Below are 11,620 nucleotides of genomic sequence, written 5' to 3'. Positions count from 1 at the left end.
CACCGGCTAGAACGTGATGCTGTAGGTGAGCGAGGTCACCCGCCCACGGCCAGCCCAGTAGTTCTGGTAACCAGCCAACTGCGACCAGCTCAGGATGTACTGCTTGTTCAAAAGGTTCTCCACGCCCAGCGACAGCTTGCCGTAGTTTTCCAGGTCGTAGTTCGCGCCCAGGTCCCACAGGGTATAGCCGTGCGTGCGCTCGGAGTAGCTGAATTGCGCGCCGTCGTAGGCACGTACATCGCTACCCGACACATGGCGGCCGAACAGCGAGGTGGCGCCGAGCGTGGCATCGGCATGCGGCAGGAATTTCCAGGTGACGGAATACGCCAGCTTGTCCGGGTTGATATCCAGCACGCCCAGTGGCTTCTTGAGGCTGCCCGCGCTGTACCTGCCGCCCGGATCGGCCGACCAGAAGGAAGTCTTTCCGGTGATGTGCGAGTAGATCGCCGTGGCCTTCCAGTAGTCGTTGAATTTCCACTCGCCGGTGAGTTCAGTGCCTTCGATACGAACCGGCGCGCGCGACAGGATGAAGTCGGACGTATGCGGGTCGATGGCAAGGGACGAGCCGAAAGGCGACTTGGAGATGTAGTGCGTGGCACCGAAGGAACCCTGCTCGCCGCGCCAGTTGAAGCCTATTTCGTTGTTCTTGTAGATGATGGCGTTCAGGTCGCTGATGCGATCCACCGACTGGCCCGGTGTATTGATGTTGCGCAGCGGGATACCGATGTTGGGGAGCGTGAAGCCTTCGCTATAGGAAGCGAACACCGACCACTCATCGGTGATGCGCCAGATGCCGCCGATGTTCCGGAGGTTCTCCTTGTACTTCACGCTGCCACCCTGCACGGACACCCGGTTGTTGTAGTACGTGGTGGTGTAACTGTTGACGTTGAGCTTGTCGTCCTCGCGGCGATAGCCACCGCTGATGGTGATCGGCCCGATATCGTAGGAGAGCTGCGCATAGGGCGCGGTGCTCTTGTACTTCATCGGCGGCACCCACAGACGGTTGGTCAGTGCCAGGCGCTGCTGCGCCTCGTCGCGGGCCAGGTCCACGCCCACGTGCAGCTCAAGGCCGGTCAGCAGTAGATCGGGCCGCGTCCAGGATGTGCGCAGGCCCTTCTTGTGCGCATCGATCTCGGATTGGTCGTACAGGGTGCCCAACGGGGCGATCAGTGGATCCTGCTTGTCGTCGGCAAGCTCCGGCAGGTAGCGCATGGCTTGGTCCGCCTTGTAGGCGTTGATATCCAGCGAACCGCCAAAGAAGTTCTTGTGGGTGTACTCGGCGTTGTACTGCTTGAAATCGTTGAAGGCATCTTTCGAACCAAAGATATGACCCTTCTCCGAGGTATTGGTCACCGGCGTCGCACACGGCGGATCGTCGGTCGGGCCGCGGCAACCAAGCACCTGGATGTAGTCGCCCTTGCCGTTGATCTTGAAGCGGCTGTAGCTGGCCTGCAGGCGCTGGTCGTTGTCCTCGCCGAAGTTCCAGCCGACCTTGCCGAACAGGTTGTTCGATTCGGAATCGGACAGCGAGCCTGAGGTATTCAGGCCGATCCGGCGGCCGTTGCCGTCGTAGGTGATGCCGCGATCGATATGCGAGCCGGACAACAGGATGTCGTAGGAGTCCTCCTTGCGGGCGAACGTGATACCGGTCTTCCAGCTGCCGCTGTCGTCGTGACCCTGGGTCTGGTAGCGGGTGGTGATGGTGGTCTGGTTGCCTTCCTTGGTCGGCACCGCCGAGATGTAGTTGATGATGCCGCCGGCGGCGCCGATGCCCTCGGAGGCCGACGGGCCGTTGATCACTTCCACGCGGCCGACGATGCCCATGTCGGTGAAGGTGCCGTTGCGCGTGCCTTCGCGCAGAGGCGAACCCTGGGGCACGCCGTCGAACAGGCGAAGCGGGATGCGACCGCGCAGCGTCTCGCCGGTGTTGCTCATGGCCTGCGACGATTCAGCGTAACCGGGCACGGTGCGCGCCAATACCGCCGTGGCGTCCTCGGTCACCAGCAGCGTGTGGGCGATCTCTTCCTTGTTCACCACGGTGATGGCGCCGGGAATTTCGTCGATCGCCTTCGGCGTGCGGGTACCGGTGACGATCACCTGGTCAAGGTTCACCACCTTGCCGTCCTTGTCCTTCTTCGCCGGCACCGGCGTGTTGCTGTTGTCGGCGGGCGGAGCGCTTTCCTGCGCGAAGGCGGTGCCCGCGGCAAGGGCTGCAAAGAGGATGCCGCTGATGGCGGCGGTAAGTGGCTTGGTCATGGCGTGTGACGCTCTCCCCGGCGTGCGCACAACGTGAATAATTGCTGGCGAGCCTAGGGCGTTCGCATGCATCGTCAAACCGATGCGAACTATGTTCAGAGACTAGTTTTTGTTGTTACCGACGCGCGGGAACATGTTGCTTTGCAACATGTTTTCATCCTGCGACCATTGCCTTGCGGCCTTCCTGCAGCAGCACCGATACCAGCCGCACGCGCACGCTCGAGCGCGACCACACGATGCCGATGCGCCGCGGCACCGCCGGATGGGGCAGCGGAATGCGCGCGAGGTTCAGCCCCTCGGGCCAGGGCTTCGCCCAGTCGGGCACCAGCGACACGCCCAGGCCACGGTCGACCATCACCGCGATGGCATTGAGCGCGTTCAACTCGAATCGTTCGCGCGGCACGATGCCGTGTTCCCGAAGGTAGTCGTCGGCCTGACGACCGCCCCACTGGTTGCGGTCGTAGCGGATCAAGGGCTCGCTGGACAGCAGCTCGTGTGGGTCGCGGCCTTCCATCGAACGCGGCGCCAGCACGATCAACGGTTCCTCGCGCAACAGCTGCCACTGGCAGGTCTTGGGCAGCGGGAACGGTGCCTGCAACACGACGGCGGCATCAAGGTCGCCGGCCTCCACCGCGCGGTAGAGATCCACCGAATATCCCGGCTTGATGAATACATTGATGCCCGGAAACGTGTCGACCATCCGCGCCAGTACATCGGGCAACATGCCGGCCAATGCCGTCGGGCATGCGCCCAGGCGCAACTCGCCCGATACCCCGGTCTCGTTGGCCACGCTGCGCAGGTCCGCCACGTTGCGCAGCAGGTCGCGGGATCGTTCCAGGATGCGCGAGCCTTCCTCGGTGACGCTCACCGTGCGACCGACGCGGGCAATCAGGGTGGCGCCGATTTCCCGCTCAAGGGTACGTATCTGCTGTGCCACGGCGGCCGGGGTGATGTTGAGCACGCGCGCCGCGGCTGCCATGGATCCATGGTCGACGGTGGTGATGAAGGTATTGAGGAACTGGGTATCCAACGGTATCGGCCTTGGGAAGCATGGCGTCCATGGTAGGGCACGCGTGCCGGCGCCGGTGGCGCCCGGGCTATTTATGCCCGGGACCGTCGCGGTAGATGGTGAGCCCGCGCAGCGATTGCGTGGGTGCCGGGAAGAACAGGCTGGCCACGTAGCCTATGACGATGCACAGGAATATCGAGATGGCCAGGTAGAAGTAGGGATGGACCAGCTTGAAGATCCACGCAACGAAGGTCAGGCAGACGCTGCCCACGACGCCGATGGCAACCCCCGGCGCATTGGCCCGGCGGGTGAACATGCCCAGCGTATACGCCCCAGCGAAGCCGCCACCCAACAGGCCCGCCAGTTCGATGGAGACATCGAACAGCGAATGCACGTCGAAGCTGCTCAGTAGCAAGGCCAAGCCAATGCCCACCAGCCCGACCGCCACGGTGGTGAGTTCGGCAAACACCACGCTTTGCCGCGGCGTGGGGTTCTTCACCAGCTTGTCGAAGAAGTCCACCGATACCAGGGTCGCCACCGAATTCATGATGCCCGACAGCGTGGCCATGGCCGCGGCGAAGATGCCCGCGATGATCAGGCCCGTCACGCCCATCGGCAGTTCGGCTGCGATGAACAGCGGAAACGTGGCATCGATCGGCAGCAGCGGGTTCATCCGCTCAGGGTGCGCCTTGTAGAACACGAACAGGGCCGTACCGATCATGTAGAAGACGAACCCGCCGGGGATCATCATCGCGGCGAACGCCCAAATCGACCGCCCCGCTTCCTTGTCAGACCGCGTCGACAGCGTGCGCTGCATCAGTACCTGGTCTTTGGGGAAGGTCAGCACCACATCGAACAGCACCAGGAACATGAAGCCCCAGACCGTGGCCTTGGTTAGGTCGAAACTGAAGTCGAGCAGGTGCATCTTGTGCTCGGCCGTCGCGACGTGCCAGAACTGCCCCAGGCCGCCGTGAAGGCTCCAGATGATGAAGCCGATGGCGAATATGGCCCCGCCCATCTTCACGATCACCTGCACGAAATCGGTCCAGATCACCGCCTTCATGCCGCCCATGGCGGTGTAGATGATGGTGAAGCCGCCCATCAGGATCACGCTCCACGTCGTGCTGATGCCGGTAATGGTGGCAATCGCCAGCGCCGGCAGGAACAGGATCACGCTCATCCGGCTGCCTAGCTGGGTAAGGATGCACAGCGCGCTGGCGATCATGCGGATGGCGGGATGGAAGCGGGTTTCCAGGTACGAGAACACGCTCATCAGATCCAGCCGGCGCAGCAGCGGTACGATCCACACGGCCACGAACATCAGGCCAAACACGGCGATCAGGTTGTTGGTGAGGTACTGCCAATTGCTCTCGAAGGCCTTGGCTGGGATGGCAATGAAGCTGATGGAACTGGTGTTGGCGGCATACAGGCTTACGCCGGCCGCCCAGAACGGGATGCTGCGGCCACCGACGAAGAAGTTCGAGGTGGAGTTGCGTTTTTCCCGCAGGTAGAAATAAAGCCCGATGCCGATCATCGACGCCAGGTAGACCACGATGACGATCCAGTCCAGCCACTTCAGCAGCAGCTTGCCGCCCTGGAACTGGGCGGCGCTAAATGCCGTGCGGCCATCCACGGCGCTGGCCCAGGCGATACCGTCGTGCCACGGCATCACGGCCAAGGGCACCTGCGCCAGGTCGTTGCCCTGCACTTTCGTCCACGCGCTGGTGATGGTCTGGAAGGTCACCGGCGTGATGGGCGTGGCACCCGCGGCCGGTGCCAGCAGGTACAGCACGTGCGCCTGGCCGATCGCGCGCGGCGTGGCCGGCAGCACGCGCCCCGGCAGGCTGCCGCGCTGCAACCAGCCGCCATCGGCGGTGAACCGCCAGATCGCCTCGCCATCGCCTGACGGCACGGTGACGAACAGCGCACCGGTCTGCGCCACCATGGAAGAAACATTCGCAGGTCCCGGCCAAGCCGGTACCGGCGACCATGCCGGGTGTTCGATGGAGGGATCGATGCGGAAGATGCGGAAGGCGCCCGCCGCACTGCCGCCCACGTAAATCGCCGAATCGGAGATGGCCGCCATGGCGCCGTCCAGTGGCGTGGGCAACGCCGGCAACGATTGCATGGCAAGCCCTGCAGCCTGCGACAGCCCCAGGCGCGCCACGGTATCGACGTGACCGCCGTTGCCCGATAGCAGGTAACTGTTCTTGCCATCACTGGCGATCCCGGCCATGTCCGTCGGCGACATGCCCGCGGGCAAGGCCAGGCGACGCCAGGCCGTGGCGCCATCGTCCAGCGCCCAGGCGGCGGCGCCCACGATGGCTATCGCGGCGCCATCGACCATACCCATACGCGTGGGCGTAGCTACGGCCGGAAGCGTCGGAAGTGCCGATGTACGCATCGGTGTCAGCGCGTCGCGTGCGGGATCGGCGAAGGCCTGGCCTGCCGCCGCCAGCCACGCGGCTGACGCCAGCCCTACCACCATGACCCACCGGTACCAGCGCATCATCGGGCGGTAGCCATGATCGCCTGGGCACGCTTGAGGAACGGCAGGTCGATCATGCGGCCATCGACGGTGAAGGCGCCTCGCCCGGTTTCGCTCGCTTCGCGCGCCGCCGCCACCACGCGACGGGCCATCGCCAATTCCTCCGGCGACGGAGCGAAGACTGCATGGGCCAGCGCTATCTGGCGTGGATGAATGCAACTCTTGCCGATGAAGCCCAAGCGCCTTGCCATGCCCGCCTCCGCCATGAAACCTTCCGTATCATCGATGTCGGCGAAGGCGCCGTCGACCGCGAAGATACCTGCCCCGGCCGCCGCCATGCGCATGGTGAACATGGCCGCGTGCACGTTGGCCCGGTCGGCCCGGTCGATGCCATGCGGTTCGAACAGGTCGCCCAAGCCCAGTTGCAACCCGGCCACCCGCGGATCGGCGACGGCGATGGCGGCGGCATGGGCCAGCGCTCGCGGCGTCTCGATATTCACCAGCAACCGAATTGGCGTCGCTACGCCGTTTTCCTGTTCGGCCGCTTCGATGGCCTGCACCGCCTGGCGCAGTGCGGCGGCCGTTTCGATCTTGGGCAGGTTCAACAGCCCAAGGCCATCGCGGGCGACGGCGCGGATGTCGTCCTCGAAATATTCACCATCAGGAGAGTTCACCCGAACGATGATCAGTTTGGCGGCTTCGCGGGCCTCGTCGGAGGCAACAAACGCAGCGACATGCACCCGCGCCTGGGCTTTCATCGTGTCCAGGACTGAATCTTCCAGGTCCAGCGACAGCGCGTCGGCCGCTCCGGCCAATGCCTTGGCAAAGAGTTCCGGCCGCCCGCCGGGCACGAACAGCTTGCTACGCATGCGCCCTCCGGGCCGTTGGCGACGTCTTGATCGCGGCCGAGTGTGCGGCAAGACACCATGCGGATCGAGCCGGTTTCGCATGTTCACTCGATAGTTTTTCTATCCTTCGCGCCTGCTGCCCATGGCGACTTCAAGGGAACGAGGTGGACACGTCCGCTGGCGCCATCGTCGTGTTTAGTCCGACGATACGTGTTTCCACTGGCCCTGATCAAAGCGGTCCGGTCGGGCTCGCTTTGAGTTTGATCGCCTCCGATTGCGGCGCCAGCACCACCTGGTTCCGACCATTGGCTTTGGCGTGATAGAGGGCCTCGTCCGCCCTGGCGATGAATTCCATCGCGGTTTCGCCTGGCACCCATTGAGTGACCCCAAAGCTGCAGGTGATCGTACCGACGTCTTCGAATACGACTTGACCCACGGCGTCGCGTAGTTTCTCGGCCGCCTGGAATGCCATGGGGCCTCCGGATCCCGAAGCGAGAATAACGAACTCCTCGCCACCCCACCGGGCGAGAAAGTCCGTTGTGCGAATGAGGTTTGGTACGAATCGGGACAACTGGACCAGAACCTTGTCGCCGATCAGATGCCCGTAGCTGTCATTGACCCGTTTGAAGTGGTCGATGTCATAAAGGATCAGGGAGAGCGGCGTGCCATAGCGCTGCGAGCGTTCGATTTCACGGGCGAGCGCTTGATCGAAGTTCAGTCGATTGTGCAATCCGGTGAGGGGATCCGTGGTCGCCTTGACGCCCAGATCCTGCGTCAATTCCTGGAGCCGGACGCGATTGTCCGCGAGGACGTCGTCATGAATCCAGCGGCCCTTTCCCACCAGGTAGATCAGCGCCATGATTGTCACCAGCAGGGTGATGACAATACCCAGGAAACGCGTGGCGAAGATTTCCCGGGTGGGCTTCAGGATGACCAGGGACCATTGGCTATGGTCGGCAAAGCGACGGCGGACATATTCGCGTTCGGTGTCGACGGTGGCCCATGTTCCGTCGACCACCTCGCGCTCGAGCATCGGGTGATCGTCCACCTTGCCGAACTGGCGGGACAGCGAGGTCTTCACCGTGGCAGCCAGTGGCCAGAGGGTACGGTGGAGCGCCTCGGGGCGGTTCGTCATCGCGACCACTCCCTGCGGATCAATGAAGAAGTAAGGGCGACTGAACTCCCGCAGATCCGCTTCAAAGGCATCCAGTGACTTTGTGAGAACCGCGACCCCGACGATCTTGCCGTCGGCGGCGCGGATCGGCTGGCTCGCGTAGTAGTCGCGCGCGCCAGTCGCTGCATCGAACACGAACTGATAGCCACCGTCTCCAACGATGGATTGGCGAAAATAGACCGCGGTTCCGTAGCTGGGTTTTCCAGGCAGGACATCCCTTGGATTGGATGAAGCAACCACGGCGCCCGTCCCATCCAGTATGTAGCCGCGCCTGGCGCCCGATGCCTCGACAGCCAGATCGAGGAATGATTGGGCGGTGTTGTCGTCCGAGCGGCCGCTTCCGGTCAGGCGTGGCTGGATCGACGGGAACCCGGCCAGCGCCTTCACCATGGCATCGACCGAGGCCGTGTCACCGCTGAGCCGGCTTGCCAGCAGGTCGATGTCGCGACGCGATTCCTCCTGCACGTCCTGCCTGTAGATCCCGCCGAGGAATTCCGTGAGCGTCCATCCCGAAACGAGAATGGTCCCCATGGCGACCAGGGTCCAGATGAATTGCTGACGAACGAAAGTGGTGTATCTCGCCGAACGGAGTTGTCCGGCCAACTGCTGCACCCACATCGCCCAGATGGAAAACGCTATCCAGCACGCCAACAAACCGCGGAAGAGTTGAATCGGAGCACCCACCCAACTGACGAACCACCCGTGGTTGACGATGTTCGCAGGCCAGAAGGGCGCGGCCGGAACGATAGCGCCCGCAGCAAAGGCATACAGCAGAAACCCGATCGAGGCGCAGAGTCCGGCGTATCGGGCGCTGGCGGGAAGCGTCCTCGTTCCCCAGGTCAACACGAAGCTCGCGCCCAGCGCACCGGGGAATGCAAGCGCATAGCGTGCGGCAATGCTCGCCGCCGTGACGCCTCCGGTGACGCCGATCAACGCAACCAGCATCACCACGGGTACGTAGATCCATCGTCCAGGAAGGTTTACTCCGAGGCGGATGGCCTCCAGCCGCGCGAAGTCAAGCAATAGAACAAACGACACCGTCATGAGCATGACGCGAACGACTGCGAATGCCGCGCCATCGCCAACAATCAAGGCCGACAAATCCAGCCATTCACCCACGCCGTGGACAAACGCAAATCCGCTAAGCACAGCCCATGCTTCGCCACGATCTTTACTTCTTGCGATCGCCAAACAAGTGGTGCCGAGCAGGATAAATGCCAGACCGTAGAAGAAGAAAATGAAGTCGAGCTGGTTAATGAAGAAGGTCGACATTGCATGCCCCTGTGCGATGGGAAAATCCCATTCATGAGCGCGTTCGCCCCTATCCAGGGGCTCAATGGCGTGACGGACGCGTGACGACGCGAGTGTTCATACCTCATACCTGATCGAGCCGCACATACTGACGTGTCATGCAAACATGAATACGCCTGCCGCTCAGACTGACGTGCGGCCTTAAAAGTCAACCGAACCTGGGAGTCGGGTCATGATGACGTGGTTCGACCGGTGGGTTGCGTTGCATCGAACTGTCGTACGTTCTACATGGTTGCGCCGCGACGTTCGCGATGGCGCTCTCCTGCTGGCCATCGCTGGTATTGCTTATGCCCTTGCGCATTTCTTCGACCTGCCCCGGCGGATATTCGCCCTGGCACTGGCTTACCGAAAATGGGAAATGGATGATCTTCTATTTGTAGGCATGGTTCTTAGCGTGGCAGGGCCTGCCTACGGCATCCGCCGTTACAAAGACTTCAGCCGGGAAATGAAGGGGCGACTGCGCGCCGAGCGTGAAGCGCGCATGCTTTCCGGGCATGATCATTTGACCGGGCTTCCCAATGAACGCTTCTTCGCCGAGCGACTTGATGAAGGCCTTGGCGCCATGGCTGATGGAGACCGGGCAGCGACCCTGGTGGTGGTTATCGAAGGGTTCAAACGAGTCGTTGATCTACACGGTCATGTTGTCGGGGATAAGGTGCTCATCGATTTTGCCGGGCGGATGGCGGCATTGCTTCGCGAGGGCGTCATCCTGGCAAGGACAGGAGGTGATGCCTTCGCGATAGCCATGCCGAAAATTGACTCGCTGGACGAACCGGCGGGGCTTGCTCATCGCATTGTCGTGGCGATGTCACAGGCTTTCTCGATCAGCGATACCGCCGTGAATGTCGGCGTAAGCATTGGCATCGCCATTGCGCCGAACGACGGCGTGACATCGACGACGTTGATTCAACGTGCCGAACGCGCACTTTATCGGGCCAAGACCGAAGATCGATCATCCATCCGCTTCTTCGAGTCGGAAATGGACGCTCATATCGAGCGACGCATTCTTATGGAGGGAAGGTTGCGCAAGGCGGTAGAGCGTGATTCCATCGTCCCGCATTACCAGCCACTTGTCTCGTTGGACGACAATAGGATCGTCGGTTTCGAAGCGCTGGCGCGATGGAACGACGACATGCTCGGTGACGTACCCCCGGACATATTCATTCCGCTTTCGGAAGAGATCGGCCTGATCGGCATCCTCGGCGACCAGGTGTTTCGTCGCGCCTGTGCCGATACACGCGACTGGCCCGGCGATTTGTTCATGGCGTTCAATGTATCGGCCGTGCAACTCAGGGATCCAGAGCTCGCTCCTCGAATTCTGGCTGTGCTTGAGGAGTATGCGTTCAGTCCTCCCCGTCTGGAGATCGAAATCACGGAAAGCGCCCTGGTGGATCACGTCGATGACGCGCGATTCGCCATGGAGCACCTGCGCGGTCACGGGGTACATATCGTGATTGACGATTTCGGGACGGGCTATGCCACGCTGGCCCAACTCCTGTCATTCCCGCTGGACAAGATCAAGATCGACCGGCGCTTCGTCACGAATGTCGTCAACGACCACGACAGCCTCGTGGTCGTTCGCGCGATCGTGGGCCTGGCCAACGGTTTCGGTTTGACGTCCACTGCCGAGGGTATTGAGGATGCCGAACAACTGAGCTGCCTCAAACGAAACGGATGCGCACAAGGACAGGGCTATTGGTTTGGTCAGGCCGTGCCCGCCGCGGACATAGCGGCCCTTCTGGCGAAGAGTTCAACAAGACAGGCATCCCGACATCGCGCAGGTGGCTTGAAGGGTGGCGCAGGGAACGTGATGGAGCTCCCCTGATTCAGAGCACGCAGGTCAGCAGTGCCGCGAATGAAGCGGTTAACTCAATGACGCACGGAAACCTGACCTGCTCGTGGGTAGACTATTGCATCCAGTTGATTCGACCAGCAAACTTTGACTCATGCGAGCAACGAAAGATTTAGATGATCTCGACAGCTGGCGCCATCATCCAGACCACGCGCCTGATCCTGGATCCCTTGCGCGACGAAGACACTCCAACGGTGTTCGCCTACCGCAGCGATCCGGCTTCCAGTCGCTACCAGGGCTGGAAGCCGACCGACGAGGCCGAGGTTGCGCAGTTCATCGCCGACCAGCGGGCGCAACCTTTCGGCACGCCCGATAGCTGGTGCCAGTTGGCGATTCGCCACCGGGCATCGGGGGACCTGCTGGGAGACTTCGGAGCGCACTTCCCGCCTACCCTCCAAGACCCCATCGAGTTCGGCCTGTCGTTGCGGCCTGATGCCCAGCGCCAGGGCTTCGCACGCGAAAGCATGGAAGCGGCGATCGACATGGCTTTCAACCGATGGGGCTACCGGCGTGTTGTCGCCTCGGTGGATCCGCGCAACACGGCAAGCGCGGCGCTGTGCCGTGCCTTGGGCATGCGCCAGGAAGCCCACCACGTGGAAAGCTATCTTTTCCGCGGCGAATGGGTGGACGACGTGGTGTTCGCCCTGCTGGCACGCGAGTGGCGGAAATAAGCCCTTCACGT

At 62.3% G+C, this 11,620-nt stretch carries 7 protein-coding genes; 2 read left to right on the top strand and 5 right to left on the bottom strand.

Annotated elements, in window-relative coordinates; genetic code table 11:
- Positions 1–6: 6 nt before the first annotated feature.
- From NDK18_RS15705 to NDK18_RS15685, 5 genes are all read right to left on the bottom strand, one after another.
- On the bottom strand, positions 7–2,256 hold the full coding sequence (locus tag NDK18_RS15705; RefSeq protein ID WP_250628309.1) for a TonB-dependent receptor: 2,250 nt from the start codon (positions 2,254–2,256) through the stop codon (positions 7–9).
- 154 nt (positions 2,257–2,410) lie between these two features.
- Positions 2,411–3,286, bottom strand: coding sequence for a LysR family transcriptional regulator (locus NDK18_RS15700; RefSeq protein ID WP_250628308.1), 876 nt, complete (start codon positions 3,284–3,286; stop codon positions 2,411–2,413).
- A gap of 67 nt (positions 3,287–3,353) precedes the next feature.
- A complete protein-coding gene (locus tag NDK18_RS15695) occupies positions 3,354–5,777 on the bottom strand; it encodes a sodium:solute symporter (RefSeq protein WP_250628307.1) in 2,424 nt (807 codons plus the stop codon).
- Positions 5,774–6,622 carry an HpcH/HpaI aldolase/citrate lyase family protein gene (locus NDK18_RS15690; protein ID WP_250628306.1) on the bottom strand — a complete coding sequence of 283 codons (849 nt, stop codon included), beginning with the start codon at positions 6,620–6,622 and terminating at the stop codon, positions 5,774–5,776. The genes NDK18_RS15695 and NDK18_RS15690 overlap by 4 nt, the downstream gene beginning before the upstream one ends.
- Positions 6,623–6,830: 208 nt before the next feature.
- The gene (locus tag NDK18_RS15685; protein WP_250628305.1) at positions 6,831–9,047 is read right to left on the bottom strand and encodes a sensor domain-containing diguanylate cyclase; all 2,217 of its coding nucleotides are present in this window, start codon (positions 9,045–9,047) and stop codon (positions 6,831–6,833) included.
- A gap of 211 nt (positions 9,048–9,258) precedes the next feature.
- Between NDK18_RS15685 and NDK18_RS15680 the strand changes: the two genes are divergently transcribed.
- Together NDK18_RS15680 and NDK18_RS15675 are read left to right on the top strand one after the other, a co-directional pair.
- Positions 9,259–10,911, top strand: coding sequence for a putative bifunctional diguanylate cyclase/phosphodiesterase (locus NDK18_RS15680; RefSeq protein WP_250628304.1), 1,653 nt, complete (start codon positions 9,259–9,261; stop codon positions 10,909–10,911).
- A 143-nt stretch (positions 10,912–11,054) separates the two neighbouring features.
- Positions 11,055–11,609 (top strand): GNAT family N-acetyltransferase, encoded by a 555-nt coding sequence (locus tag NDK18_RS15675; protein ID WP_250628303.1) that lies wholly within the window; start codon positions 11,055–11,057, stop codon positions 11,607–11,609.
- The last annotated feature ends 11 nt before the right edge of the window (positions 11,610–11,620 follow it).

The organism is Pinirhizobacter soli (genome assembly GCF_015905305.1).
In the GTDB taxonomy this organism is placed as follows: domain Bacteria; phylum Pseudomonadota; class Gammaproteobacteria; order Xanthomonadales; family Rhodanobacteraceae; genus Pinirhizobacter; species Pinirhizobacter soli.
Note: the sequence above shows the minus strand (reverse complement) of the source record. Positions and strands in the feature narration are given on the sequence as shown.

Coding starts and splice junctions, on each gene's coding strand:
- NDK18_RS15695 (WP_250628307.1), bottom strand. CDS start 5,777: ATGATGCGCTGGTACCGGTGGGTCATGGTGGTAGGGCTGGCGTCAGCC.
- NDK18_RS15705 (WP_250628309.1), bottom strand. CDS start 2,256: ATGACCAAGCCACTTACCGCCGCCATCAGCGGCATCCTCTTTGCAGCC.
- NDK18_RS15690 (WP_250628306.1), bottom strand. CDS start 6,622: ATGCGTAGCAAGCTGTTCGTGCCCGGCGGGCGGCCGGAACTCTTTGCC.
- NDK18_RS15675 (WP_250628303.1), top strand. CDS start 11,055: ATGATCTCGACAGCTGGCGCCATCATCCAGACCACGCGCCTGATCCTG.
- NDK18_RS15685 (WP_250628305.1), bottom strand. CDS start 9,047: ATGTCGACCTTCTTCATTAACCAGCTCGACTTCATTTTCTTCTTCTAC.
- NDK18_RS15680 (WP_250628304.1), top strand. CDS start 9,259: ATGATGACGTGGTTCGACCGGTGGGTTGCGTTGCATCGAACTGTCGTA.